Genomic DNA, 24797 nt, shown 5'->3' with positions numbered 1-24797 from the left:
ACGCTATTATCTGCGTATGAATGCAGATAAGAAGGTTTGTCGCCGTCGTCTGCAAGAGGACGAAGTCAACCTGATGGTCGAGATCTTCCGGATGCTCGCCGACCCGACCCGGATCACCATCCTGTGGGCGCTTGTCGAGCGCGAATTGTCAGTCAACGAACTGGCTGCCATCGTCGAAAAGCCAGGCCCATCCGTCTCTCAGCACCTCGCCAAGTTACGGATGGCGCGCCTGGTGAAAACGCGCCGCGAGGGCACGCAGGTCTTCTACCGCATCGAAAACGAGCATGTTCAGCAACTCGTCACCGACGCGGTCTTCAACGCCGAACATGCGGGCCCTGGTGTTCCGCCGCATCATCGGTCAGCAGGTGAGGTCAAGCTGCTTCACCCGTTCAACGAGGCGGAGCAGGCGTGACGCACCGAGGACACGGGCATGCGCATGGGCACGGGGGAGTTGGTGCTGCTCTTCGCGAGTTCTTTGTGCCGCACAGTCATGACCACGCTGAGCGGGTCGATGATGCCCTAACGTCAAGCCGGATCGGTATCCGCGCGGTCAAGATCAGCCTCGTCGCGCTCGGCATTACCGCGGCGCTGCAGTTGGTGATTGTTGTTGTCTCGGGGTCGGTGGCACTTTTCGCGGACACTGTCCACAACTTTGCGGACGCTCTGACGTCGGTGCCGCTGTGGATCGCGTTTCTCATTGGCCGCCGCGCGGCCACGCGACGATTCACCTATGGCTATGGACGTGCGGAGGATCTAGCAGGGCTGTTCATCGTCGGGACGATCGCGCTGTCGGCGCTGGTTGCCGGATTCGAATCGATACGGCGATTGATCAACCCGGTCGCGATCTCGCACATCGGGTGGGTCGCTGCGGCGGGAGTTATCGGTTTTATCGGCAACGAACTCGTTGCGATGTACCGCATCCGTGTGGGGCGCCAGATCGGCTCCGCCGCGCTCGTCGCCGACGGCTATCACGCGCGAACAGACGGGTTTACGTCGCTTGCGGTCGTCCTCGGCGCAGCGGGTGCGGCACTAGGATACGACCTGGCGGACCCCGTCGTTGGTCTGGCCATTACGGTCGCGATACTTGCCATACTCATCGCGTCGGGGCGTGAAGTGTTGCGGCGGCTTCTTGACGGCATCGACCCCTCGATATACGACGCCGCCTCGAAAGCGCTTCACTCAGTGCCGGACGTCGCTGCTGTCCGATCGCTGCGTATTCGATGGATTGGGCACGAATTGCACGCGGAGAGCGAACTCGATATTGCACCCGACTACACGCTCCGGCAGGCCCACGAAATCGCCCATGCCGCAGAACACCGGCTGAAAGACGTGCTACCGCGAATAAGAACGGCGGTCATTCACGCTTACCCAGCTCACGAAGTCACCGCGCCGCACTGAGGTTTGCAGTCACGCAGCCACGGCGGGTGACCACGAAACCGAGAGGCCATCCAGCTCGCCGACCTGTTCGAGGTGGGTAGCCAGCACGTCCTGGATTGCCGAAAGGTCACCGTCGGACCGCGCGTGCGCCTTCAGCACCAGATATCCGCGGCTCGCGTCAGCGATACCTGCCCCCATATCAAAACTGAATTCTGCATGCGGCCCCTCCTGGACAACGGGGACCTGGTGCCCAAAGTGGCGTGCGAGCTGCTTGAGGTAGCGCTCAGCGCGGTCCGTGGCGACGTAGGCGACCGATTCAGGCATGGTAATTCTCTGGCTTTCTCTGGCTTTCTCACGTTCGGCGTTGAACAGTGAGTTACGTGAATAGAAGGTACCGGTGAATTTTTCGAAATAGGTATCGGCTGGGTCACACAACTGCCCCGCCGGGGCGAATTTGCAGAAGTTGAACGATTCAGAATTGCCTTTTGTGACCGTTTTCACTGCTGGGACCTGAGCGTTTGCTCCTGGCCAAAGAGAAGATGCATGTGCTATGCATATATCTATGCGCACTTCGGACGCGACATTGTCCCTCCTCGATGAACAAGTCCTCCGTCTCTTTCGCGCGCTGCGGCGGCCGGGGTTCCGCAGTCGCGTGCTCGACGGGGTGCCGGAGATTCCAGGTGTCGGTGACCTGCGCATTTTACGGTCTGTCGAACGGCACGAGGCACAGGGTGTGAGTCCGTCGATCGGGCTGGTCGCCGCGGAGCTTGAAGTCGAGCAATCAACGGCAAGCCGCGCGGTGAACGCCGTGATTGCGCGCGGACTCCTCACCAAGACCACCTGTGTGAACGATCAGCGGCGTACCCGACTGCATCTGACCGATGAGGGCGTCAGCGCACTTCGCAAGGCAACGCGAAACCGTTCCGCCCTACTGGCCGAGATCACCGCGGACTGGACTGACGAGGAATGCCGAACTCTAAGTGCGCTCCTGGCGCGACTGCTTGAGGGCTATGACCACATCGAGGCTGCGTATGGTGCGCGCTGAAGCCGCGGATTCGCCACGCTCCACCTTCAGGCTCCTCGTCGACCGTAATTTCGGCCTGCTCACCTGGGGTAAGTTCTTTTCGACGACAGCGGTGTGGGTGCACGGTGTAGTCGCAGCGATCGCTATCTACTCCGCCACCGGCTCGGCCCTCGCGGTGGGATTGATCACCGCAGTCCAGTTCGGGCCGCAGTTGCTCACGCCGCTGAGCGGTAAGTGGGCTGATCACGGGGACGTGAAGCGGCAGATACTTTTGGGCCGGCTGGTGTGTGCAACTGGCGCGGGCGGCGCAGCACTGGTCTACGCATTCGGAAATCTGCAAGGCTGGTCCGTCGCATGGGCCATTCTTGCGTGCTCGTGCCTTGTTGGCATCGGCTTTGTGATCGGTGGCCCGGCGATGCAAGCTGTGACGCCGGCACTCGTGACGCGGGAAGAACTGCCAGCGGCAATGACCCTGAACACGGCTCCCATGACGGCCGCGCGACTGGTCGGCCCCGCACTGGGCGCCTTTATCGTCACGGTTTCCGGCCCTGTCGCTGGTTTCGCATGCGCCACCTTCGGTCATATTCTTTGCATTGCCGCAGTGCTGCTCATCAAGATTCCGCCGCGGCAGATTCCAGCGGAAGAGGTCGACTATCGGGTCCGTGCCGCATTAAGGCATGTATGGACCGACCGTCCACTGCTGTACCTCCTTATCGCGATAGCCACTGTCGGGTTCGCTTCTGAGCCCACGATTACCCTCGCGCCCGCCCTGGCGGAAGAACTCGGTGGTGGCTCGGAACTCGTCGGTGCCCTGACTTTTTCCTTCGGCGTTGGCGCACTAGTGGGCATCGGCATCCTGGCTGTATTCACGAGGCGGCTATCCACTGAAGTGTTTGTCGGCTCTGGACTCGCGGTGATGGTGCTCGGCGCACTGCTGACTGCTGTGTCCACGATCGTGGTGTCTGCACTCGTGGGTTTCGGTGTGATAGGTGTAGGTTTCAGTCTCGCCGTCACCGCCATCGGCACCGGAATTCAGCTACGAATACCGCCGTATCTCCGTGGTCGAATCATGGCATTGTGGCTGCTCGCATTTACTGGCACGCGGCCCGCAGGCGCGCTGCTCACCGGTTTCACTGCGGATCTCACTACCGCGAGGTTCGCCGTCGCCGCAATGGCGGTGATCCCCCTGCTGGCTTTGGTGCTCTGCCGTCCCCGTTCATTGCGCCGGCCCGCGCCAAATCCTGCACCCTCCTATAACGTCAGCAACTAAGATCACCCATGTGTCCAGTGCCGGTGAGGATCTGCCTAATGGCCATGAAAGTGCAGAGTTCTTCGCTGCCGCAGGTCTGCTCGACGGCGTCGAGGGTGATTCACGTGCGCTGCGTGTGATGGCACTGAACGCCCTACTGTACGAGGGCGTAAGTGTCGATGATTTGCGAGCCGCCACGGTTGAGGGCCGACTGCCGCTGATGATCCTCGAACATGCTCTGGAGCCCCCGGCGACGCTAACGATCGGGGACTTGGCAGAGAAGTCCTCGGTTGACGAAACGATGCTGCGGTCGTGGTTCCGAGCTCTCGGACGAGGGGTCCCAGGAAGCGATATCGCAGCCTATAGCAATGATGACGTTCTCATTGCGCTCCGTCTTGGTGAATATCTCGCGCTGGGCTTCGAATTCGAGCAGTTACACGCGCTCGCACGAGTATGGGGGCGCAATTTGGGCAGTTTTATCGACGGCCTGTCTGAACTCATCGAGCACGGCATGTCGCGTGCGGACGGCAATCCCGACATCATTCTCCGCTACGCCCTCGAGGTTCGCCGCTTCGCTGAGGTGGAGTCACAAATCCTCGCGCACATCCTCGGGACGACGCTGGCTCAGCGTATTCGGTCTGAAGCAGTGAGCGCGGCGGACAAACAGAACATCCGGATCGGCGGTGCGCAGGACGTCGCGATCTGTTTCGCGGACCTTGTTGGCTTCACAAAGCTGGGCGAGCAACTGCCAGCCGAGGTGTTAGGCGGCGTTGCAGATGAACTGTCTGCGCTGGCGACCGCACTCGTTGACCCGCCCGTGCGGGTGTTCAAAACAATCGGCGACGCGGTCATGCTGATGTCACCGAATGTCGACGCTATCGTTGCGGTGGCGCTGGATCTTTGCGAGCAGGCCCAGCACCACGGTCTCCCGCCGCTGCGTGCCTCTGTGACGTTCGGAAAAGCCGTACCTCGATCGGGTGACTGGTATGGACGACCCATCAACTTGGCTAGCCGTGCGCTGTCGGTCGCGGACGCGAGGCAAGTGGTGGTGACGCGCGACGTTGTGTCCAGGCTGGACGCCGATCGATTCGTAATGACGTCTCTTGGTGCGTTCCCCTTCAAAGGGGTCGATAATGAAACGGAACTGTTCGCTGTAACACCGCGGTGAAAACGGTCCTTACTCGAATGGCCACCTAGATCCCCGCCCGGCGTATCAGTGCGTCAGTCACCGCCGGGGCGACTGTGTTGATGTGCCTGAGGATGGCGGCGTAACGCGGGTAGATCTCGATTGGTCGCGTCTTGGCGGCCCTGAGAAGCCACCCGGCTGCTTGCTGCGGCGTGAGTGCTGGCATGGTGTCGTATTTCTTGGTGGGAGCGATCATCGGGGTGCGGATGAGCGGGAACTCAACCGTCGTCACGTGGACACCGGAGCCCCTGCACTCTGCGGCCAGGCTGCGGCCAAACGCTGCGATTGCGGCCTTGGACGCGTGGTACGCGGTGAACATGGGCATCGAATCGGCATGAACACCCCACGTCGCGACATTGATGATGTGGCCACCGCCCGCGCCGAGCATGGCGGGCAGCAGCGCGAGGGTGAGACGTGCGGCGCCGAAGTAGTTGAGGGCCATCGTGCGTTCGTAATCGTGGAACCGGGAAACAGAGTCGATGGCGCTGCGCCGGATGGATCGCCCAGCGTTGTTGATGAGGACATCGACGTGGCCGTGCCGGTGATGAATGTCTGTGACCAGTTTCCCGACGGCAGCCTCGTCCGTGACGTCACAGGAATACGCCTCGCAGATACCTGCGGCGCGTTCGATCGCGGCCGCGATGGTCGCGAGACGCTCCGAGTTACGGGCAACGAGCAGTACGGTCGCTCCCTCGGAAGCAAAAAGCTCGGCAGCCGCAGCTCCCACTCCTGAGGACGCCCCTGTAATCAGCACCTTCTTGCCATCCAACGGACGGCCGGGCCTGGGCAGGGCCGCGCCGATGGCTGCGCGCAGCGAGACCGGAGGGCTGAGCAAAAACGCCGCAACAGCTTTCCGAACCTCCCCGAGACCCAGCATTGCTCTCATTACCCATCCCGTCGCTCCCTGGATTCATCTACAGGTGTCAACATAATCGCCCAAATTCCGGGGGGTTTGACGTGACACCCGTAGATGGACTTTGGGTACCGGTTGCGCTTGCAACCCTCTGCAACGCTTACTGCCGGATTCGGGAGGCGTGTATCAATTGGTAGTCCACGAGACGCAGATCACACTCGGGCATCATGTCCGATCCTCACACCGTGCTGCCGGCCACGATTTCCGTTCGTTGTGAACGAGGTATTCGTATGTCCCACGTGTCCCTGTCCGACGACCCCCGCACGACCACCGGAGTGCGACCCGAGCGCACAATCCCATGGTTCGCGTTCGGTGCCGCAAACCTGGTGATCGTTAGCGCGCTCGCGCTGATCTTCTGGTATATCCTCATCGACCCGGAATGGAGCGTGCTCGGCCTCTACCCGCAACCCTTCCTGGCGTTGCTCTTCTGGACCGTCCTCGCCGTCGTGTGGATAGGTTTCAATCTGGAGTTCACTGGTTTCGACCGACTGCGGCAGCCTGCCCGCGGCCTCGCCGTGATAGGCACTTCGCTCGTCCTCGGTGCCGGAGTTACCTATCTGCTCGCTTACGGCTGGGGCCGGATCGACCCCAGTTTCGCGGCCGATCGCGCTGACGGCGCCGGCTATCTGACCGGCGCACTGTTTGTTCTGTTCGGCTTCTTTTTCTTCGTGACGGGCGTGGTGAATTGGCAGCACTGGCCGTTCTCGCGCGCAGCGTCACACCAGCCGTGGACCGGTCTCGGCCAAATCGGGCTTCTGATGGTTCCTACGCTGCTGGTCTATGCCGTCCTTGGCCTTCCTGGCCTGGCGGTGTGGGCTGAGCCAGCGACAGCCTGGTTCAGTACCGACACGCTGATCGGCTGGTTCTACTCAGTCATCGTTGCCGTGGTGCTCACGGGGCTCATCACGGACAACTGGCCGTGGCGCCTTGCCGGTTCCCCGGGCCGCGTTGCCGCCGTTTCCGTGGTCGGCAACCTCGTCGTGGGGACCGGGATCTACTTTCTGTTTCTCACCGCTGGAAAAGCCCTCATCGGCGGTGACGCAGTAGCGAGCATTGGCTCAAGTGTCACGGGTTTCGCGGCTCAACTCGGGGTGTGCTGGGTGTTCTGGATGATTCTGTGGTCCAACGCGTTCACGAATTATCCGAACGGCCCAAACGAGGCACTCAATTGGATCGTGCGCGTCGCCATCACTCTGCCCCTGGGCGTAGTGACATTCCTCCTGTACTACTACGTGATTGCGGGGACCGTTCTGCACGAGCCAGTCGTTGCCGGTGCACTGCACGGCAACGCCCTCGGCTGGATGAACTGGATGGTGCTCTGGACGCTGTACTACGTTGTGTGTCTCGAGTCGTACGGTCTGCCTCGAGCCGCCGCGCCGTCGTGAATCCCCCTGCGCGCGTCAGCGAAAACAGGCGTTCGATGCCCGTTTTCGCTGACACCCATAGACGGACTCAGCGCAGTAGGTCACGCACGTCACTGGCTCGGGCCTGGTGCACCGCGCGCTGTGCCAGGTCTCGGCACTCCGCCACGCTGAGGCCGCGCACAGTCTGTTTTACGGTCGGCACCGAGTGTGGTGTGACACTTAGTTCGTCGACGCCCAGCCCTATGAGTAGCGGGGCTGCGATAGGGTCGGCGGCGACTTCGCCGCACACCGCGACTCGGGCTTGTCCGTCTGCGGCGGCACACACCTCGGCAATCAGGCGCAGAACGCCCGGGTCGAGCGGGTCCGCAAGCGCTCCCAGGCGGGCATTGCCCCGCTCCGCAGCGAGCGCGTACTGCGTCAGATCGTTCGTGCCGATGCTGAAGAAGTCAACGTGCGGCGCGAATGCTGCGGCTTTCAGCGCTGCGGCGGGCACCTCGATCATCATCCCGATCTCGATACCCGCAGGCAGGTTCGCACACGCGAGCAGTTGTTTCGCCTCGACGAGTTCGTCAACGGTGCTCACCATCGGGAACATCACGCTGACGGGAAATTCAACCGCCACCCGCCGCAGCGCCGCTAGCTGAGGCTCGAATAGCCCTGGCTGCCCGAGTGCGAGCCGAATCCCTCTGACCCCAAGAAAGGGGTTCTCTTCGTGCGGCTGGGTGGCGTACGGCAGGGGCTTGTCGCCGCCTATGTCGAGGGTGCGGAATATCGCCCGGCGTCCGTCGAGCGCTGCGGCGATCTCACGATACGCTGCGAACTGCTCGTCCTCCGTCGGTGCGGTCTCGCGGCCGAGGAAGAGGAACTCGGTGCGGATCAGGCCCGCCAGGTCCGCGCCGTTCGCCACTGCTGTTGCGGCGTCGTCACGGTTCCCCACGTTCGCCGCGACGTGCACGGTGACGCCGTCGTGCGTGAGCGCAGGCGCCGCAGCATGGCTGAGTGCGTCCGCGAACTGCCGCTGTTGTTCTGCAGCCTGGGCGCGGAGGTCAGCCAGCAACTCGTCATTGGGCTCGATGTGTATCGTCCCCGCGGTGCCGTCAATCGCGACGGTGGTGCCGGCCCGCACAGCGAGCACTCCCGGTCCCGCTCCAGTGATGGCGGGAATGCCTAGCGAACGTGCGAGGATCGCCGCGTGTGACGTCGGACTTCCTTGCGCAAGGACAATTCCGCGCACTGCCTCGCGGTCGAGGTGTGCTGTTTGCGCGGGCGTGAGATCTGCGGCGATCAGGATGCCAGTTTGCGCGGCGAATTCGTGGGATATCCCCAGCATGGCGCCGAGGACCTGATCACGCACAGCCCGCACATCCGTGGCGCGTGCACGCTGGTAGTCGTCGTCGAGACTCTCGAAATCGGCTGCTGCGCCACCGAATACGACCGCCACTGCGTGCGGCGCGGACGTGCCGGCATCAATTCTTTCGCGCACGGCATCAATGAGTTCCGCGTCGTCGAGGAGCATCAGATGAGCATCGAAAACCCCCGCCTCAGCTTCCCCGGCCTGGCGCGCGGTGGTGGCGCGAGTGCGGGAGATAATGCGCCGGGCATCGGCCACGGCGTTGCGGACGCGGCGCCACTCCGCGGCAGGATCAGCAGCGCTTGCGCTGACGTCTGACAGGTCGATTTCGCATGCCTCCGCAAACCACGCCGGGCCGATTCCGATTCCGGGTGATGCCGGCTGCGGACCCGGCGAGGACACAGTGGGAGTCGGGCGTTCGAGGTGTGCGTCTTCGCCAAAATGCTCGGCCGCGAGCGAAAGAACGTGCTCAACAGCTTCTTTCGCTTGCTTTCCGACGGCCGACACTTCCAGGGAATGGCCGGCGAGGGCGCCGAGTGTGGCAAGGCGGGTGAGGCTCGCGGCTGGCACAAACGCGGAGCCGGTAGTGACGTTGCGCACGTGCACGTCTGCATCGAGAGCCCGCACTTCAGCGGCGAGCCGCGCAGCGGGACGAGCATGCAAGCCATGCGCGTTTTCCACGACAAACGTGGCTGTGAGTCCGTCGCGCATGTCCGTCGCGGAATCTTCCGCTATCGCGGCTGGTTCGAGGTGCGCTTGCTTTCCGGCGAGGCCGCTGACGGCTTCGGCCTCGACTTCCGCCAGGGTCGCCCCGCCCGCGGCCGCGACGGTCGCAGCGACGAGGCCTTCAACGAGCGGCGCAGCGCACAACCGCACGTTCGCGGCGATATCAGGATCGAGCAAGTCGAGCGCAAGTTCGGCAGAAAGCACTGCCGAACCGAGGTCCATCAAGACCAGCACACCGTCAGCGCCAGAGACTTTCTCGATGGCCGACTGCACCTCGATCGCGTCGGTTCCGAAAGTTCGCTCATCGAGTCCCGCCGCCACCGCGATCTGGAGCGCGCGTCCATGCGCCATTTCGGACGCGAGCGCGACAGCCGCATCGGCAAGCTGGCGGCTGTGAGAGACCACAACTAGACCAACCATGCGCGTCACCCGAGCGCTCTCGCCGCAGCTGTGATCAGCAGCGCAGCGCTCGTCGCACCCGGATCTTGGTGCCCGATGCTGCGCTCACCGAGGTAGGAGGCACGTCCTTTGCGCGCCAGCATCGGGATGGTCGCGTCGCGGCCGGAGTTCGCTGCTGCTTCGGCGGCAGCGAGTGCGTCGGTGAGTGACGCGCCGCCATCGAGTGTCTGATCGGCCGCTTCGACGGCAGGCGACAGCGCATCGAACATGGTCTTGTCTCCAGGATCTGGTTTACCCCTGGCCACCACGCCTTCAAGGCCGGCGCGGAGCAGCTTCGCGAAGTCGTGGGGCTCGAGCTCCGCCACCGGGCCGGCGGAGGCCGCAGCTCTGATGAAAAACGTGCCGTACAGCGGACCGCTTGCGCCGCCGACCTTGCTGACGAGCGCCATGCCGGCTTGCTTGAACAGCGCAGCCGCATCCTCTGGCGGATTGTCGTCGAGCGCAGCGAGGACGGCCGCGGTGCCGCGCTGCATGTTGGTGCCGTGGTCAGCGTCGCCGATCGCCGAATCGAGTTGCGTGAGTTCATCAGTGTGCTCGCTGATGAGGTCTGCGAAGATACGGAGCCAGGAGTGGAGTTGGCCAACTGTAATCGTCATCGTCAGATCCCCCATCGCAGCGCGGGTGTGTTGACAGGTGCGTCCCAGAGCCTGACAAGATCGTCGTCTGCCTTGAGGAGCGTGACGGAGCAGCCAGCCATCTCAAGCGAGGTGATGTAGGAACCAGTCAAGGAACGCGCGATCTCGATGCCGTGGCCGTTGAGTATGCGCGCCACTTCACCGAACATCAGGTATAGCTCCAGCAGTGGTGTGCCGCCCATGCCGTTGACGAATGCGATGACACTGTCGCCCTTTGTGAACGGAAGGTCGGAAAGAATTGGTTCCATCAGCATTTCCGCCACCTGCCTGGCAGGCGCAAGGCTGACGGTAGCGCGGCCGGGCTCGCCGTGTATTCCGACGCCGACTTCCATCTCGTTCTCCGCGAGGGTGAATGTTGGTTTGCCAGCGGCCGGCACCGTGCATGGTGTTAGCGCGATGCCCATGCTGCGCCCGTTGTCGTTGACGTGCTGGGCGACGTCGGCGACTTCCTTCAGGGGTCTTCCTTGCTCGGCGGCAGCTCCGGCGAGTTTCTCGACGAGGACGGTGACGCCCACCCCGCGCCGCCCAGCGGTATACAGGCTGTCCTTCACCGCGACGTCATCGTTGGTGACGACCTGAATAACGTCCACTCCGGTTTCTGCGGCCGCGAGTTCAGCGGCCATCTCGAAATTCATCACGTCACCGGTGTAGTTCTTCACGATGTGCAGCACGCCCGCGCCAGAATCGACGGTTTTCGTAGCTTCGAGCATTTGGTCGGGGACTGGGGAGGTGAACACTTCACCGGCGCAGGCCGCGTCGAGCATGCCCATTCCGACGAACCCGCTGTGCATCGGCTCGTGACCGGATCCGCCACCGGAGATGAGGCCCACTTTTCCGGGCACTGGCGCGTCCGCGCGGTACACGATCTTGTTGTTTAGGTCGACACGCAATTCGGGGTGTGCCGCCGCAAGTCCGGTGAGCGCTTCGCTTACGACATCGGCGGGGTCGTTGATGAGTTTCTTCATGGGGTTCCTCGCTATACAGATGGTGCGGTTGCTGTCCGAACAGCGTTGCCGGTTAAGGGTTCTGAAACTCGTCGCGTGCTGGTGAGCAGCAGGTACACCAGCGCGGCGGCGACTCCGGCGGAGAGTTCAGCAGCGAGGTACACGGGTGCCTGACTCCACGCTACGTCGCCCCCGTACAGCTGGTGAATAATCATGGGACCCAGAGTCCGAGCGGGATTGATTGACGCGCCGGTGGCTGGCGCGAGCGGGATGATCACCGCGAACACCACGAGGCCGATGGCGAGACCAGCGAAGCCCGGTGTCGCAGCGCGATGAATGACCATCAGCACGGTGAGAATGAGGATGAATGTGCCGATGAACTCGCCAGTGAACGCCTGCCCGGCGCCTACACCGTCACCGTAGGCGGCAACACCGAGTCCTACGTCGTTGGCTTGCCTGCCGAGTACCCCAATGATTGCGAGTGCGCCGAGCGTCGCGCCCACGACCTGCGCCGCGAGGTACTCGGGGACACGCCGCCACGGAAACTGCCGAGTGACTGCGAGCGCCAGGGTGACGGCTGGATTGATGTGATTGCCGGACACGTGTCCGAAGGCGTACACGGTCGCGACGACGATCGTGCCGAATGCGAGCGAGATTATTCCGAGGTCGGCCATCGTGAACGGGGCATTACCGTTGATGATCAGCGTCGCAGGTACTGCGCCGACGCCGATGAACACGAGAAACCCGGTTCCCAGTGCCTCGGCGACGAGTTTTTGTGGGGTGCTTGGAGGGAGGTGAACGTCCATTGGTGTCTCCGATTTGCCAGCCGGTGATAGCTCCTGCCGAGTGCCGCTCGTCCCCAAGTCCTTGACTTTGGTCGAATGACATTCGACATTATCGAATGATGTACGTCACACTACGCCGCCCGTTAGGCTGTTCGCAATAGCTTTCTGTCAGAGATCTGAGGGCTCACGTGATTCAGTCGGTTGACCGGGCGATCCGCATCCTTACAGCGCTGCAGGGTGCCCGCCGCATGAGTCTGTCGGAGTTATCCGCGCACCTGGATTTGCGTCCCCCGACGGTGCACGGGATCGTGCGCACGCTCGTGTCACATGGACTCGTGGTTCAGGACCGGGCAACCGGCCGCTACCAATTGGGGCCAGCGACGCTGCGCTTGGGAAACGTCTACCTCGACACGCTGGACCTGCGCTCAAGGGCGATCACGTGGGCGGAAGAACTCGGGCGGAGGACGGGCTTCGCGGTGCGCGTGGGTGTACTTCTGCCCGGTGAAGCACTGGGTGACGTCGTGATCATCTACCATCAGCCCCGCCTGGACGGTGGAAGGTACATGCCAGAGGTGGGGATCGTCATCCCTGCGCACGCGAGTGCCCTCGGCAAAGCCATGCTCGCTTTTCTGCCGACTGTCGCGGATCCCGTGGGTACGCCGCTGCGCGGAATGACAGGTGAGACGCTTACTGATCCCACTGAACTCCAAGGGGTCCTCGCGCAAGTGCGGCAGACGGGTATCGCCGAAGAATGTGACGAGGCCGTGCTCGGCGAGTCGGGAATCGCTGGCGCGGTCTTTGATTCCCACCAGCTTGTCGGTGCGATCGGCGTTGTGGTGCCTACTACTGAATGGCCAGTGGGTGATGCTGTCGCCGAAGCGGTGCGCTCCGCGGCCCGGACGGTGTCACGTGAGTTAGGTGCGACCCAATGGCCGCGGCCGGCAAGCGAGTGACGCCGCGAGCGAATGTGCTGATTGGGTGGCCCCAGCCGCTACATTTGCTCGCGGCGTTGAGGGGTTACTCGTCGTCAGCTTCGTCGGGATGCAGCTGAAGGTGACGGAGTGCCGCTGCGAGGCCGCCGAGCGTTATGCCGAACGACAGGATCATCATGATGATTGCGGAGGTGTTCATGTTCGTACCTCGATCTGAGAAGCTGCTGCCGGGAGAAATTCGTTTCGTGGTGCGCGCCACGGGAGTGTCGCGGCGACGAGGGCAAAGATGATGAGCGCCGCTTGCAGTGCCCAGCCGAATGTTCCCACGAACAACGTCGGCAGCCCGCTGTAGCCATCTTTGAGCAGTGAGTGCAGTTCGGTAACCAGCATCGTGCCGATAACGGCTGGGGTGATCACACTGACGCAGATGATCCACGGTTTGCCGAGCTGAACCGTCGACACCGAGTTCAGGTGCGCCTGGAGTTCAGGCAGCCGCCGTAACACCCAGCTCAGCGTGACGACGGAAACTAATGCCACCCCGACGATTCCGAGATGGTTGGTGAACTTATCGACCACATCGAGAACATTCACCCCCGTTGTGGTCGGGAAGAGTGCGAGTGAGACAAGCGCCATCGGCGTGCCTACCCCCACCACTGCAGCGACCCGAGAGATACCGAGCTTTTCTTGCACGGCAGCGATCACAACTTGCACGAGGCTGATGAGTGACGTGTAGCCCGCGAACACCAGACACCCAAAGAAGAGCACACCGAAGAGTGCCCCACCGGGCATTGCCGAGATGATCTGCGGAAAGGCGATGAACGCCAATCCGATTCCGCCGGAAACGACTTCATCAACCGGAACGGACGCGACCATCGCCATATAGCCGAGAGCAGCGAATACGCCGACACCCGCGAGGATTTCAAAGCCGCTGTTCGCGAACCCCACAACGAGTCCGGATCCAGTCAGATTGCTCTTTCGCTTCAGGTATGACGAGTAGGTCACCATGATGCCGAACGCCACCGACACTGAGAAGAAGATGTGGCCGTACGCTGCGATCCACACCGTTGGTTCACGGAGAACATTCCAGTCCGGAGTGAAGAAAGCGCTCACGCCTTCGAGCGAGCCGGGCAAGAACAACGAGCGAATGACGAGCGCCAGAAAAGCGGCGATGAGCAGCGGAACGAAAATCTTGTTCGCTCGCCCGATTCCCCGCTGAATACCCAGCGCGAGCGCGAACAGGACCGCCAGCCACACGAAGAGGAGCGGTATCGCCACGCCGGGCACTAGGGTGGCGCCAACCTCGGCGCCGTCTTGTTGCCGGAGGAAGTTTGTGAAGAGGAAGCCTTCCGGGTCATCTCCCCACGCGGTGGTAACCGAGAAGAACGTATATCGCACGGCCCACGCGACGATCACCGCGTAGTAGGCGGCGATAACGAAGCAGATGCCGACCTGCCACCATCCGATGAATTCAGCGCGTTTATGGAGGCGGCGAAATGCGAGTGGGGCTGATGCGCGGAACTTGTGCCCGATCGCATAGTCAAGAAATAAAAGTGGGATTCCTGCGGTGAGCAGCGCGAAGAGATAAGGGATGATGAATGCGCCGGCGCCGTTTTCGTAGGCGACATAGGGAAACCGCCAGATGTTTCCCAGGCCGACGGCGGATCCGATTGCCGCCAGAATAAAAACTGAGCGGCAGCTCCAGGCCTCACGTCCCGGTTGCTCCACTGTTCGCGTGTGTTGCATGCCTGTTTGTGGCACGACCACTCCTTGTGCGGGCGCATCCGGATGTAACCCGGATGACACGCCTGGTTGGTTGTCGGTTGACTCTCCTTCGCCCAGACGGCTTGTGGCCATGTGGGCGCACATCAGTAGCTCTGCGACGCGTGTGGCTGACATCGAGAGCGCCGGAACTGGCCGGCTGATTTATACGAGCATCGGCGTGCTCTGCGTCACAACTGTTTCGAATGATTCGGCGACGCAGACGCAACAAAGGCGGGAGAATGCTGAGTTTTGCGGAGATTCTTTGCGTGAGAGTCCGGTGAAGCTGTCAGCCCTCGCGGCGGTAGGTGCCCAGGACAATCATCGACTTCGTGCCGGTCGCGCGCCCCTTGCGCAGCCGTTTGATGACATCTTGAAGGTGGCTGTTGTCGCGCGCCCGCAGTTTAACGAGCATGTCCGGATCGCCCGCGATGGTGTAGGCGGCATCCACTTCAGGAATTTCCGACATCGCGCGCAGCATGTCGTCAGGGGTGGTGGTGCCGACGTATCGGACTTCGGTAAAAGCCTCTACTGTCCACCCAAGTTTGGCCTGATCAACCACGGCGGTGAAACCCGTGATGATTCCGTTGGCGCACAAGCGATCGATGCGGCGTTTAGTGGCCGCTACCGAGAGTCCGACTTGTCCTGCGAGTTCTGAGTAGGTAGCGCGGCCGTCCGCCTGGAGCAGCCGCAGCAGACTCTGGTCAATCGAGTCGATTGCCTCCATGGCGGACACGATACTCGCCGCAGCTCGACTCACTGTTTCGCTGAGCCCCCGTCGGCTATCAGCTTCTTCGCCATCTCCCGCATTTCGACTTTCCGGATTTTTCCGGTGATTGTCATCGGGAACTCATCGACGATGTGGACGTACCGTGGAATCTTGTAGTGCGCGAGCTTGCCGGTGCAGAATTCGCGCAGTGATTCCACCGTGAGCGGCTCCGACCCTTCGCGCAGTTGTATCCACGCCATAAGCTCTTCGCCATACTTCTCGTCCGGTACTCCGATGACCTGGGCGTCGAGGATATCCGGGTGCGTATAGAGGAACTCTTCGATCTCACGCGGATAGACGTTCTCTCCGCCACGGATCACCATGTCTTTGATGCGGCCGGTGATACTGACATATCCCTCGTCGTCCATGACCGCGATGTCGCCCGTGTGCATCCAGCGGGCCGCGTCGATGGCTTCGGCGGTCTTATCAGGCTGATCCCAGTACCCGAGCATGACGGAGTAGCCGCGCGTGCAGAACTCCCCTGGGGTGCCGCGCGGCACGGTTTGCCCGGAGGCCGGGTCAACAATTTTGATCTCGAGGTGCGGACCCACCTGGCCCACCGTTGACACGCGATGCTCCACCGAGTCGTCCTTGCGTGTCTGTGTGGATACCGGCGAGGTCTCCGTCATCCCGTAACAGATCGACACCTCGGCCATACCCATCCGCTCAATGACCTGCTTCATGATCTCAACGGGACATGGCGAGCCTGCCATGACGCCGGTGCGGAGGCTGGAAAAGTCATACGTCTCGAAATCAGGCTCGTTGAGCTCGGCGATAAACATCGTCGGAACGCCGTACAGCGACGTACAGCCCTCTTCGGATACTGCTTGCAGGGTTGCTTTCGGCTCGAATGACGGCGCCGGAATCACCATCGTCGAGCCGTGGCTGACGCACGCTAGGTTGCCCATCACCATGCCGAAGCAGTGGTAGAAGGGCACCGGGATGCACACGCGGTCTTCCTCGGTGTAGCTGAGTAGTTCGCCGACGAAGAAGCCGTTGTTCAGGATGTTGTGGTGGCTGAGCGTTGCGCCCTTGGGGAATCCCGTTGTGCCCGACGTGTACTGGATGTTGATTGGGTCGTCGGCGCTCAGTCTCGACTGTGCCTGCCGCACGATGCCCGCGTCGGAGGCGAGCGAGTCGGCACCCGATGTGAAGATGCTGTGCCACTCGGGAGACCCGAGGAAGATCGCCTGTTCCAGGCGGGACGTCTTCGGCCGGACCTCGGCAACCATTGCCTGGTAGTCCGACGTTTTGAAGGTGGGCGCCGCGATCAGAACCTTGATTCCGGCCTGGTTGAGCACATATTCGAGTTCCTGTGTGCGGTAGGCGGGGTTGATGTTGACGAGAATGGCGCCGATCTTCGCTGTGGCGAACTGGGTGAGAACCCATTCCGCGCAGTTTGGAGCCCAGATGCCGACGCGGTCTCCCTTCCTCACCCCTAGTCCGATGAGACCCGCAGCAACGGTATTCACCTCGTCGGCAAGCGCCGAGTACGTCCATCGCCGACCGGTGGGGCGGTCGACGAGTGCCTCTCGGTCACCGTGCGCCGCAACGGTCTTGTCAAACGTGTCGCCGATGGTGTCACCGATTAAAGGTGTATCGGAAATGCCAGATGCGTAGCTGATCATCACCGCTCCGGGTTGTTGTCGTCGTGGGTACCTACCAGTGTGATCCACTCAACTCAGTGAATCAAGGTTAACTGGAAGATTCGTAGATCGGCTTCCACGAGGGTCTCACCGTTGGGCGGCTGCTTGTCAGCTTTCGGACAGGTTGGGAGTGGCGGGGGTTGCGAAATACGTCTGCAGTTCGGTCATTGCACGATCGAGGATTGCCAGCAAGTCTTGAGTTTCGTTCTCGAGCCAATGCTCGTAGGCGGTGACGGCAAGAGCGAGGCTGATGTGCCCGATTGTGCGAGGCAGCAAATCGCCGGGCATGAGGCCCATGCGTGCCGCGACGTATTCCGCGATAACGAGGCGCCACTCCTCGTATCGGAGCACTGAGTGTGCTTGCAGTGCTGGGGTTTTAAGGATAAGCGCCATGCGCTGGCGATGCTGGAGGACTGCCTCTGGCGGATACGTGTTGAAGGCCAGTACGCCTTGGTGTACGGCGACGTGGACGGGGAGGTCGTCTGGCATGTCGCGCAGAGTTTTCCGGAAGGATGCCAGGCTGTCGTCGAACTGCCCCCAGGGGATGTCGTTCTTTGACTCGAAGTAGCGGAAGAAGGTGCGGCGGCCAATACCCGCGGCGCGGGCGATGTCGCCGACTGTCGTCGCTTCGAAACCTTTGGCTGCGAACAGCTCGAACGCGACGCGCTCGATCCATGCGTGGCTCGTGGCCGAGGGGCGGCCCTGACGTGCAGGGCTGGAGCGAGTTGTCACCTCAAGAAAGCTACCAACGCAGCGCCCGGGCCACCCACAAGTCGTCGTGTCCAGAGTGTTATTCAGTGATAACCGTCACAAGACGCAGGTGTACCGCTGGGGTTGAGTTTTGGCCCTGAGTGCCATTAGTGTGTCACCCATCACAAAAATCTAAACACGTGAGGAGTGACCTATGAACAGCCCGGACGGCACAGTCACCGAAACGTCGCCGGAAGTGCTTGCCAGTGATGATCTCGTCGAGGAAGTCTCCATCGACGGCATGTGCGGCGTGTACTGAGAGCCGAGAGCGACATGTCCACTTTCAGCGACGAAGCGTTCCTGGGTGAGGGCTGGGCGTTATCACCGTCGGTGGCGCTTCGTCCTGAACCGTTCGGCGCGCTCGCGTACCATTTCGGCAACCGGCGGCTGACCTTCCTGAAGCGCCCCGAACTTGTCGAACTAGTGCGCGCGCTCTCCGCAAGTGACTCGATCCGCGGCGCGCTTGGCGCCGCGGAGATCCCGGCCGGAGAATGGCCGGCCTACCTCAAAGCACTGCGTGGCCTCGCCGCGGCCGACATGATCCGTCCCCAAGCCACGTCCTCAGCAGCGACAGGAGCCGCATCATGACGACCGTTGAGCAGCGACCCGTCGGCGGATCACTCGTCGAGCAGTTCGAATACGGCCTCGACGCGCCGATCTGTCTGACCTGGGAGCTAACGTACGCCTGCAATCTCGCCTGCGTGCACTGCCTGTCCTCATCAGGCCGCCGCGACCCCCGCGAACTCTCCACTGAACAATGCGAAGCCGTTATTGATGAGCTGCAGCGCATGCAGGTCTTTTACGTCAACATCGGTGGTGGCGAACCGACCGTACGTTCAGACTTCTGGCACCTGCTCGAGTACGCCGTCAGCCACAACGTCGGCGTGAAGTTCTCGACAAACGGCGTGCGCATCACCCCTGATAAGGCGCGGTTCCTGGCTTCCACCGATTACGTCGACGTGCAGATCTCACTCGATGGTGCCACCGCAGAAGTCAACGACCACGTCCGTGGACCAGGCTCATTCGACATGGCGATCCGGGCGCTGGAAAACCTCGCCCAAGCCGGCTTCAAAGACGCAAAAATCTCCGTTGTCGTCACCCGGCAGAACGTCGGACAGCTCGACGAGTTCAAAGCACTCGCTGACCGTTACGGTGCGACGCTGCGACTCACCCGGCTGCGCCCCTCCGGCCGCGGCGCCGACGTCTGGGATGAATTGCACCCCACCGCTGAGCAGCAGCGGGAACTGTACGAATGGCTTCTGCGCGCCGGGGAAAACGTGCTGACTGGCGACTCCTTCTTTCACCTTGCGGGATTCGGTGAGACGCTGCCCGGGCTGAACTTGTGCGGCGCGGGGCGTGTCGTTTGCCTGATCGACCCCATCGGCGACGTGTACGCCTGCCCGTTCGCCATCCACGACCAGTTCCTTGCCGGCAACGTTCTTGCTGACGGGGGCTTTGGAAACGTATGGCGCACCTCGGACCTGTTCTGTGACTTGCGGTCACCGCAGACTTCCGGCGCGTGCACGTCGTGTCACGCGTTCGACAAATGCCGGGGCGGCTGCATGGCCGCGAAATTCTTCACCGGCCTGCCACTCGACGGACCTGACCCCGAATGCGTTCAGGGCTACGGGGAGAGCGCGCTCGCAACACGCGGCGCAGTTCCCAAGCCCAGCCAGGACCACTCGCACAGCGCCAAACCCCGGCCTCCCAAGAAGAAGCCGGAGCCGGTTTTGCTCTCGCTTGGTAAACCCGCGCCGCCCGTGCGTGCGTGCGCGGAAAATCCGCTCGCGGGGTTTGACCCTCATCAGAAAGGCTCATGATGGCTCGCAACACCTGGTTCGAGACTGTCGCCATCGCGCAGCAGCGCGCGAAGAAGCGACTCCCCAAGTCCGTGTACAAAGCGCTCATCGCCGGTTCAGAGAAGGGCGTGAGCTACGTCGACAACCTGTCAGCATTCTCGGAACTCGGCTTCGCGCCACACGTCGCGGGACTCTCCGCGAAGCGCGAAATGTCCACGACGGTGATGGGGCAGGACATTTCGCTCCCGGTCCTCATTTCGCCCACCGGTGTGCAGGCGGTACACCCGGAAGGCGAGGTGGCGGTCGCTCGCGCCGCAGCCGCCCGCGGCACAGCGATGGGTCTCTCGTCGTTCGCTTCACGCACGCTCGAAGATGTCGTCGAAGCGAACCCGCAGACGTTTTTCCAGATGTACTGGATGGGGGATCGCGAGTACACGGTCCGGCGCATTGAACGGGCCAAGAACGGAGGTGCAAAAGGCATCATCGTCACTCTTGACTGGTCATTTTCGATGGGCCGTGATTGGGGCAGCCCGACGATCCCGGAGAAGATGGACCTCAAGGCGATGTTGCGGCTCGCGCCCGAGGTAGTCGTGCGGCCGAGCTGGCTGATCGAGTACGCCAGGTCCGGCAACATCCCGGATCTGACAGCCCCGAACCTCGATGATCCAGAAGCTGGCGTACCGGCGCCCACGTTCTTCGGCGCGTACGGACAATGGATGCAGACCCCGCCGCCAACGTGGGAAGACATCGCCTGGATGCGGCAGCAGTGGGACGGGCCCTTCATGCTGAAGGGCATTTCACGCGTCGACGATGCGCTTCGCGCCGCGGACATCGGTGTCAGCGCGATCTCCGTGTCCAACCATGGCGGAAACAACCTCGACACCACACCGGCGCCGATCCGGATGCTCCCATCGATCGTCAAGGCAGTCGGTGACGACGTGGAGGTGCTGCTCGACGGCGGTGTGCGGCGCGGCAGCGACGTCGTAAAAGCGCTGGCGCTCGGCGCGCGCGCGGTGATGATCGGCCGGGCATATCTGTGGGGCCTTGCAGCGAACGGGCAAGCCGGTGTCGAGAATGTGCTCGACATTCTGCGTGGTGGTATCGACTCGGCTCTGCTCGGGCTCGGTCACTCGTCAATACACGACCTGACCGCTGATGACGTGGTGATACCACCCGGGTTCATTCGTGAACTCGGGGTGCCAGCACGGGCGTAAGGAGAATGCCGTGACCGAGCTCAGCCGGGTGAGTTGGCCGAGTATCCAGCAGCGACCACCTGTGCTGTTGCCGCTTGGCTCGGTTGAGCAGCACGGCCCGCACCTGCCATTGCATACCGACACCGCGATCGCCGTTGCGGTGGCCCGCGGGGCCGCGCACCGGCTGGGAAACGGAGCATTCGTCGCGCCGCCGCTCTACTACGGATCCAGCGGTGAGCATCAGTCGTTTCCGGGGACTCTGTCGATCGGCCAGGACGCCCTCAAGATGATGCTGGTTGAGCTTGTCCGCTCACTGTCGCACTGGGCGGGTCAGGTCGTCATCGTCAACGCGCATGGCGGAAATGTGCAGGCGCTTGCTGCGGCCGTTCACCAGATGCGGTACGAAAAACATGACGTCGTGTGGGCGGCATGCGCGACCGAGAGCGTCGATGCACACGCCGGTTACACCGAAACATCCCTGATGCTGCACCTGGAGCCCGATAGCGTTAACCTAGCGCGAGCAGAAGCGGGCAACACCGCGCCGGTAACGGAACTGCTGTCTCAGATCATCACGGGCGGAGTAGCGGCGGTATCGCCCAACGGTGTCCTCGGCGACCCCGCTGGCGCAACGGCTGAGGAAGGCGCTCGCGTGCTTGCTGAGATGATCGATGACGTGGTCGCGCGTATCGAATGTGGTCACCCGGATGACAAAGGGTTTCTGACCATGCCGGATCGGAGCCGGGTGTGAACGATGGAACAGTTGCACTTGTTACCGGAGCGGCGCGAGGCATGGGAGCAGCGACCGTTCATGCGCTCGCTGCTCAGGGATATCGCGTCCTTGCCGTTGATAGCTGTGCAGGCGATAGCGCGGAACGGCCCCTTGAAGTGAAGTACGCGCTCGCATCGGCCAGTGATCTCATGGCGGTTGCTGAGAAGTATGACGACGAGCAGGTGCAGGCTCACATCGCAGATGTGCGTGACCGCATCGCGATGCGGCATGCCGCCGAAGCTGCCGTCACCGCCTTCGGCCGTCTCGACGTTGCGGTCGCCGCTGCTGGTGTGATCGCCGGCGGACAGCCGCTGTGGGAGACAGCGAACGCTCAACTGCACGAAATGTGGGATACCAACCTGGTTGGGGTGTGGAACACCGCAGCGGCCTGCGTCCCGCACATGCTGGCCGGTCCCGATCCCTCGCGGTGCCGCTTTGTCGCGGTGTCCTCGGCTGCGGGCACCCACGGCCTTTATCACCTCGCCGCTTACAGTGCTGCCAAACATGCGGTGGTCGGGCTGGTCAAGGGACTTGCCGCCGACCTGGCCGGAAGCGGAGTGACCGCTGCCGCCGTGGCACCAGGTGCTACGCAAACCGACATGCTCGAAGGTACTGCGCGGCTGTACGGTCTCACCACGTCAGAAGACCTTGGTAAGTCAGCCCTGATCCGGCGGATCCTCGCGCCGGAAGATCTGGCTGGGGTGATTGCGCTGTGCTGCTCACGTGAGGGAGCGGCGCTGAACGGCTCCGTTGTGAGCGCGGACGGTGGGTTCCGGCCGTGACAGCGGAACAACCGCTGCCGGACGGCACACGGGTAGCCCTGCACCGCGATGTACGCACGTACGAGGGTGGGAGCGTCCTCATGGGCGGCGAACCGCTCCGTGTGCTTCGTGTGAAAGCGAAGGTAAGTGACCGCCTCATGGGCCGCTCGATCAAGGTTAACGATGCACTGAGCCGGGCGCTTGCTGGACGGCTTATAGATGCAGGCCTCGCATCCTCTGTGACAAACACACTTCCGGAAGCAAGCCTCACGGATGTGACCGTCGTCGTTCCGGTGAAAGACCGCAGCGATGAACTCGACCGCGCGCTGACCGCCCTCACTAGCGGGGTGGCTGTCGTTGTCGTCGACGACGGCTCTGACGATCCCAGCGCCATTGCACGGGTGGCTGCGCAGCACGGTGCACGGCTGGTTGCACTGCCCATTAACCAGGGACCGGCGGCCGCTCGCAACGCGGGATTGAGGGCGGTGACGACGCCGTTCGTGGCTTTCGCCGACTCGGACGTCGCTGTCGCTCCTGAGTCGCTAGCCCTGTTGTTGCGCCACTTCACCGATGAGCGGGTGGCAGTAGCAGCGCCGCGCGTAGTGGGCCACGAGGGCAGTAACTGGATCACACGGTACGAGGCGGCGTGTTCATCGCTGGATCTCGGACCCGAGCCCGCGCTGGTGAAACCGGGCGGCCGCGTCGCATGGGTTCCGAGCGCATGTTTCATTGCTCGGGTCTCAGCGCTCGAGGCCGGATTCGACGAGCAACTGCGCTCCGGCGAGGACGTCGACCTAATGTGGCGGCTGGCGGAGAAGTGGCGGATTCGGTACGACCCGTCCGTGCACGCGCTCCATGAACACCGCGACGAGCTGCGTCCGTGGCTTGCTCGCAAGAAGTTCTACGGGACGAGTGCTGCCCCGCTTGCTGCGCGGCACGGTTCCGCTGTCGCGCCGGCGGTGCTGACACCGTGGCTTGGCGCCGTCAGTGTATTGCTGCTCATCCAGCGCAAATGGTCGATAGCGGTGTTGTCGGTTCTCCTCGCCGTCACCGGATACCGGGCGAGCCGCCTCGTGGAAGCAGAGGCCGCTACGCGGACACGTATTGGAATCAGGCTGGCCTTCCGGCTGCTCACGGGAAGTGCAACGCAGATGAGTGCGCTGCTCGTGCGGCACTGGTGGCCGGTGGCAGTGCTGGCGGCGTGCTTCTCGTGGCGCGCGCGGCGCGCACTATTGCTGGCCGCGGTGACCGACGGCCTCACGGATTACCGGCGCACCGCGCCGAACCTGGATCCGCTGCGCTTCCTGGCTGCGCGCAGGCTCGATGATCTTGCGTATGGCACCGGTGTGTGGACAGGTGCCTTGACGCAAAGCTCTCCGCACGCGCTGCTGCCGCGGGTGACGGGGTTCCGGTCGATGCGGTATCGACGGCAATATCGACACTAAACCCGCGTTGTGGACTAAGTTCCAGAACCGAGGCGATTGCACAGAGAGGTGTCATGGCGCGTACCGACGTAACCTTCCCCGCTGGGGACGGAACCTGCGCTGCCTGGTTGTACCAGGCAAGCAGCGCGCACTCGGCGGGCAAGCAGCCGATTATCGTCATGGCGCATGGCTTGGGCGGCGTCAGAGAAATGCGACTCGACGCCTTTGCCGAGCGGTTCCAGGCGGCAGGCTACGCCTGCCTAGTCTTCGACTACCGGCATTTTGGCGCCAGTAGCGGCGAGCCCCGTCAACTGCTGGACATTGGCCGTCAGCTCGAAGATTGGACGGCGGCTGTGGCGCACGCGCGCACTATCGACGGGATCGACTCGGCCCGTGTCGTCGTGTGGGGCACGTCATTTGGTGGTGGCCATGCCATCATCACAGCGGCCCGCGACCACCGTATCGCGGCCGCGATCGTGCAGTGCCCGTTCACGGATGGCCTCGCTTCCACTCGCGCAATCCCTGCGCTGACGACGGCGAAGCTGACCGCACTGGCAGTGCGTGATCACGTGGCCGCTCTGAGGGGTGCTGACCCGGTGCGAGTGGCAACCTATGGGCCGCCGGGCTCCACCGCGCTCATGTCCGCCCCGGACGCTGAACCAGGGATTAGGGCCATCACGCCTGCAGGCGTGCAAGTCCCCAGTGAGGTCGCGGCCCGTTTTGCGCTGCAGATCGTCCGTCATTTCCCAGGCCGCTACGCCCGGAAGGTGCAGTGCCCGATCCTCTTCGTGATTTGTGAATCCGATACGGTCGCGCCCGCGGGCCCGACCCGGAAGTACGCTGCCCAAGCACCCCGCGGCGAGGTGACGCTCACCGCAGCCGGGCATTTCGATATTTACGTCGGCGATGATTTCGAACGAAACGTGGCCGACCAATTGGCCTTTCTTGCACGGCACGTACCGGTCCCTTCGTGATCGGTACGT

At 62.7% G+C, this 24797-nt stretch carries 26 protein-coding genes; 15 read left to right on the top strand and 11 right to left on the bottom strand.

Annotation, left to right across the window (positions count from 1 at the left end; translation table 11 throughout):
* Window positions 1–16 precede the first annotated feature (16 nt).
* Together ONR57_RS10225 and ONR57_RS10220 are read left to right on the top strand one after the other, a co-directional pair.
* Window positions 17–412 carry a metalloregulator ArsR/SmtB family transcription factor gene (locus tag ONR57_RS10225; protein ID WP_265123212.1) on the top strand — a complete coding sequence of 132 codons (396 nt, stop codon included), beginning with the start codon at window positions 17–19 and terminating at the stop codon, window positions 410–412.
* Window positions 409–1398 (top strand): cation diffusion facilitator family transporter, encoded by a 990-nt coding sequence (locus ONR57_RS10220; protein WP_265123211.1) that lies wholly within the window; start codon window positions 409–411, stop codon window positions 1396–1398. Before ONR57_RS10225 ends, ONR57_RS10220 begins: the two co-directional genes overlap by 4 nt.
* Window positions 1399–1407: 9 nt before the next feature.
* Here ONR57_RS10220 and ONR57_RS23305 read toward each other — a convergent pair whose 3' ends face one another.
* Window positions 1408–1878 carry a DUF2218 domain-containing protein gene (locus ONR57_RS23305; protein WP_265123210.1) on the bottom strand — a complete coding sequence of 157 codons (471 nt, stop codon included), beginning with the start codon at window positions 1876–1878 and terminating at the stop codon, window positions 1408–1410.
* A 61-nt stretch (window positions 1879–1939) separates the two neighbouring features.
* Here ONR57_RS23305 and ONR57_RS10210 point away from each other — a divergent pair, with 61 nt between their 5' ends.
* Genes ONR57_RS10210 through ONR57_RS10200 form a run of 3 tightly spaced genes read left to right on the top strand, consistent with a single transcriptional unit; the run spans window position 1940 to window position 4818 of the window.
* Complete coding sequence (locus ONR57_RS10210) at window positions 1940–2422, top strand: MarR family winged helix-turn-helix transcriptional regulator (protein WP_265123208.1); 483 nt, start codon at window positions 1940–1942, stop codon at window positions 2420–2422.
* Complete coding sequence (locus tag ONR57_RS10205; protein WP_265123206.1) at window positions 2388–3671, top strand: MFS transporter; 1284 nt, start codon at window positions 2388–2390, stop codon at window positions 3669–3671. Before ONR57_RS10210 ends, ONR57_RS10205 begins: the two co-directional genes overlap by 35 nt.
* A gap of 10 nt (window positions 3672–3681) precedes the next feature.
* The gene (locus ONR57_RS10200) at window positions 3682–4818 is read left to right on the top strand and encodes an adenylate/guanylate cyclase domain-containing protein (protein ID WP_265123205.1); all 1137 of its coding nucleotides are present in this window, start codon (window positions 3682–3684) and stop codon (window positions 4816–4818) included.
* A gap of 25 nt (window positions 4819–4843) precedes the next feature.
* Here the strand turns inward: ONR57_RS10200 and ONR57_RS10195 are convergent, their stop codons facing one another.
* A complete protein-coding gene (locus ONR57_RS10195; protein WP_265123204.1) occupies window positions 4844–5722 on the bottom strand; it encodes an SDR family oxidoreductase in 879 nt (292 codons plus the stop codon).
* 257 nt (window positions 5723–5979) lie between these two features.
* On the opposite strand from ONR57_RS10195, the gene ONR57_RS10190 reads away from it, so the two are divergent.
* A complete protein-coding gene (locus tag ONR57_RS10190; protein WP_265123203.1) occupies window positions 5980–7134 on the top strand; it encodes a hypothetical protein in 1155 nt (384 codons plus the stop codon).
* 67 nt (window positions 7135–7201) lie between these two features.
* Here the strand turns inward: ONR57_RS10190 and ptsP are convergent, their stop codons facing one another.
* Genes ptsP through ONR57_RS10170 form a run of 4 tightly spaced genes read right to left on the bottom strand, consistent with a single transcriptional unit; the run spans window position 7202 to window position 12034 of the window.
* Window positions 7202–9610, bottom strand: coding sequence for a phosphoenolpyruvate--protein phosphotransferase (gene ptsP, locus ONR57_RS10185; protein WP_265123201.1), 2409 nt, complete (start codon window positions 9608–9610; stop codon window positions 7202–7204).
* 5 nt (window positions 9611–9615) lie between these two features.
* A complete protein-coding gene (dhaL, locus tag ONR57_RS10180) occupies window positions 9616–10245 on the bottom strand; it encodes a dihydroxyacetone kinase subunit DhaL (RefSeq protein WP_265123200.1) in 630 nt (209 codons plus the stop codon).
* 2 nt (window positions 10246–10247) lie between these two features.
* Entirely contained in the window at window positions 10248–11249 is a 1002-nt protein-coding gene (dhaK, locus tag ONR57_RS10175) for a dihydroxyacetone kinase subunit DhaK (protein ID WP_265123199.1), read from the bottom strand.
* A gap of 11 nt (window positions 11250–11260) precedes the next feature.
* Window positions 11261–12034 carry an MIP/aquaporin family protein gene (locus ONR57_RS10170; protein ID WP_265123198.1) on the bottom strand — a complete coding sequence of 258 codons (774 nt, stop codon included), beginning with the start codon at window positions 12032–12034 and terminating at the stop codon, window positions 11261–11263.
* Between the two features lie 167 nt (window positions 12035–12201).
* Here ONR57_RS10170 and ONR57_RS10165 point away from each other — a divergent pair, with 167 nt between their 5' ends.
* Complete coding sequence (locus ONR57_RS10165; RefSeq protein ID WP_265123197.1) at window positions 12202–12966, top strand: IclR family transcriptional regulator; 765 nt, start codon at window positions 12202–12204, stop codon at window positions 12964–12966.
* 64 nt (window positions 12967–13030) lie between these two features.
* Here ONR57_RS10165 and ONR57_RS10160 read toward each other — a convergent pair whose 3' ends face one another.
* The 5 genes from ONR57_RS10160 to mftR form a co-directional block, all read right to left on the bottom strand.
* Window positions 13031–13144: a methionine/alanine import family NSS transporter small subunit gene (locus ONR57_RS10160; protein WP_265123196.1), complete on the bottom strand. Its 114-nt coding sequence runs from the start codon at window positions 13142–13144 to the stop codon at window positions 13031–13033.
* Window positions 13141–14688, bottom strand: coding sequence for a sodium-dependent transporter (locus ONR57_RS10155; protein WP_265123380.1), 1548 nt, complete (start codon window positions 14686–14688; stop codon window positions 13141–13143). The genes ONR57_RS10160 and ONR57_RS10155 overlap by 4 nt, the downstream gene beginning before the upstream one ends.
* A gap of 304 nt (window positions 14689–14992) precedes the next feature.
* Window positions 14993–15430, bottom strand: coding sequence for an Lrp/AsnC family transcriptional regulator (locus ONR57_RS10150; protein WP_265123194.1), 438 nt, complete (start codon window positions 15428–15430; stop codon window positions 14993–14995).
* 29 nt (window positions 15431–15459) lie between these two features.
* Window positions 15460–17100, bottom strand: coding sequence for an AMP-binding protein (locus ONR57_RS10145; RefSeq protein WP_265123193.1), 1641 nt, complete (start codon window positions 17098–17100; stop codon window positions 15460–15462).
* Between the two features lie 126 nt (window positions 17101–17226).
* Window positions 17227–17850 (bottom strand): mycofactocin system transcriptional regulator, encoded by a 624-nt coding sequence (gene mftR / locus ONR57_RS10140; RefSeq protein ID WP_265123192.1) that lies wholly within the window; start codon window positions 17848–17850, stop codon window positions 17227–17229.
* A 172-nt stretch (window positions 17851–18022) separates the two neighbouring features.
* Between mftR and mftA the strand changes: the two genes are divergently transcribed.
* The 8 genes from mftA to ONR57_RS10100 are packed head-to-tail and all read left to right on the top strand — an operon-like array spanning window position 18023 to window position 24788.
* Window positions 18023–18127 (top strand): mycofactocin precursor MftA, encoded by a 105-nt coding sequence (mftA, locus tag ONR57_RS10135; protein WP_265123191.1) that lies wholly within the window; start codon window positions 18023–18025, stop codon window positions 18125–18127.
* A 14-nt stretch (window positions 18128–18141) separates the two neighbouring features.
* The gene (gene mftB, locus ONR57_RS10130) at window positions 18142–18456 is read left to right on the top strand and encodes a mycofactocin biosynthesis chaperone MftB (protein ID WP_265123190.1); all 315 of its coding nucleotides are present in this window, start codon (window positions 18142–18144) and stop codon (window positions 18454–18456) included.
* Window positions 18453–19688, top strand: coding sequence for a mycofactocin radical SAM maturase (mftC, locus tag ONR57_RS10125; RefSeq protein WP_265123189.1), 1236 nt, complete (start codon window positions 18453–18455; stop codon window positions 19686–19688). Before mftB ends, mftC begins: the two co-directional genes overlap by 4 nt.
* Complete coding sequence (gene mftD / locus ONR57_RS10120) at window positions 19688–20881, top strand: pre-mycofactocin synthase MftD (RefSeq protein WP_265123379.1); 1194 nt, start codon at window positions 19688–19690, stop codon at window positions 20879–20881. Before mftC ends, mftD begins: the two co-directional genes overlap by 1 nt.
* Entirely contained in the window at window positions 20853–21608 is a 756-nt protein-coding gene (gene mftE, locus ONR57_RS10115; RefSeq protein WP_374116431.1) for a mycofactocin biosynthesis peptidyl-dipeptidase MftE, read from the top strand. Before mftD ends, mftE begins: the two co-directional genes overlap by 29 nt.
* The gene (locus ONR57_RS10110; protein WP_265123187.1) at window positions 21605–22411 is read left to right on the top strand and encodes a mycofactocin-coupled SDR family oxidoreductase; all 807 of its coding nucleotides are present in this window, start codon (window positions 21605–21607) and stop codon (window positions 22409–22411) included. The genes mftE and ONR57_RS10110 overlap by 4 nt, the downstream gene beginning before the upstream one ends.
* Window positions 22408–23835 (top strand): mycofactocin biosynthesis glycosyltransferase MftF, encoded by a 1428-nt coding sequence (mftF, locus tag ONR57_RS10105; RefSeq protein ID WP_265123186.1) that lies wholly within the window; start codon window positions 22408–22410, stop codon window positions 23833–23835. The genes ONR57_RS10110 and mftF overlap by 4 nt, the downstream gene beginning before the upstream one ends.
* 53 nt (window positions 23836–23888) lie before the next feature.
* Complete coding sequence (locus ONR57_RS10100; RefSeq protein WP_265123185.1) at window positions 23889–24788, top strand: alpha/beta hydrolase; 900 nt, start codon at window positions 23889–23891, stop codon at window positions 24786–24788.
* The last annotated feature ends 9 nt before the right edge of the window (window positions 24789–24797 follow it).

The sequence above is a fragment of the Hoyosella sp. YIM 151337 genome (genome assembly GCF_026041215.1).
Lineage (GTDB): Bacteria > Actinomycetota > Actinomycetes > Mycobacteriales > Mycobacteriaceae > Hoyosella.
Note: the sequence above shows the minus strand (reverse complement) of the source record. Positions and strands in the feature narration are given on the sequence as shown.

Bases quoted from the DNA above. Each gene is read 5' to 3' on its own strand.
- ONR57_RS10100 (WP_265123185.1), top strand. From the start codon at position 23,889: ATGGCGCGTACCGACGTAACCTTCCCCGCTGGGGACGGAACCTGCGCT.
- mftA (WP_265123191.1), top strand. From the start codon at position 18,023: ATGAACAGCCCGGACGGCACAGTCACCGAAACGTCGCCGGAAGTGCTT.
- ONR57_RS10210 (WP_265123208.1), top strand. From the start codon at position 1,940: ATGCGCACTTCGGACGCGACATTGTCCCTCCTCGATGAACAAGTCCTC.
- mftB (WP_265123190.1), top strand. From the start codon at position 18,142: ATGTCCACTTTCAGCGACGAAGCGTTCCTGGGTGAGGGCTGGGCGTTA.
- ONR57_RS10170 (WP_265123198.1), bottom strand. From the start codon at position 12,034: ATGGACGTTCACCTCCCTCCAAGCACCCCACAAAAACTCGTCGCCGAG.
- ptsP (WP_265123201.1), bottom strand. From the start codon at position 9,610: ATGGTTGGTCTAGTTGTGGTCTCTCACAGCCGCCAGCTTGCCGATGCG.
- mftC (WP_265123189.1), top strand. From the start codon at position 18,453: ATGACGACCGTTGAGCAGCGACCCGTCGGCGGATCACTCGTCGAGCAG.
- ONR57_RS10155 (WP_265123380.1), bottom strand. From the start codon at position 14,688: ATGCAACACACGCGAACAGTGGAGCAACCGGGACGTGAGGCCTGGAGC.
- ONR57_RS10205 (WP_265123206.1), top strand. From the start codon at position 2,388: ATGACCACATCGAGGCTGCGTATGGTGCGCGCTGAAGCCGCGGATTCG.
- ONR57_RS10195 (WP_265123204.1), bottom strand. From the start codon at position 5,722: ATGAGAGCAATGCTGGGTCTCGGGGAGGTTCGGAAAGCTGTTGCGGCG.
- dhaL (WP_265123200.1), bottom strand. From the start codon at position 10,245: ATGACGATTACAGTTGGCCAACTCCACTCCTGGCTCCGTATCTTCGCA.
- ONR57_RS10160 (WP_265123196.1), bottom strand. From the start codon at position 13,144: ATGAACACCTCCGCAATCATCATGATGATCCTGTCGTTCGGCATAACG.
- ONR57_RS10150 (WP_265123194.1), bottom strand. From the start codon at position 15,430: ATGGAGGCAATCGACTCGATTGACCAGAGTCTGCTGCGGCTGCTCCAG.
- ONR57_RS10225 (WP_265123212.1), top strand. From the start codon at position 17: ATGAATGCAGATAAGAAGGTTTGTCGCCGTCGTCTGCAAGAGGACGAA.
- ONR57_RS10145 (WP_265123193.1), bottom strand. From the start codon at position 17,100: ATGATCAGCTACGCATCTGGCATTTCCGATACACCTTTAATCGGTGAC.
- mftD (WP_265123379.1), top strand. From the start codon at position 19,688: ATGGCTCGCAACACCTGGTTCGAGACTGTCGCCATCGCGCAGCAGCGC.
- dhaK (WP_265123199.1), bottom strand. From the start codon at position 11,249: ATGAAGAAACTCATCAACGACCCCGCCGATGTCGTAAGCGAAGCGCTC.
- ONR57_RS10190 (WP_265123203.1), top strand. From the start codon at position 5,980: ATGTCCCACGTGTCCCTGTCCGACGACCCCCGCACGACCACCGGAGTG.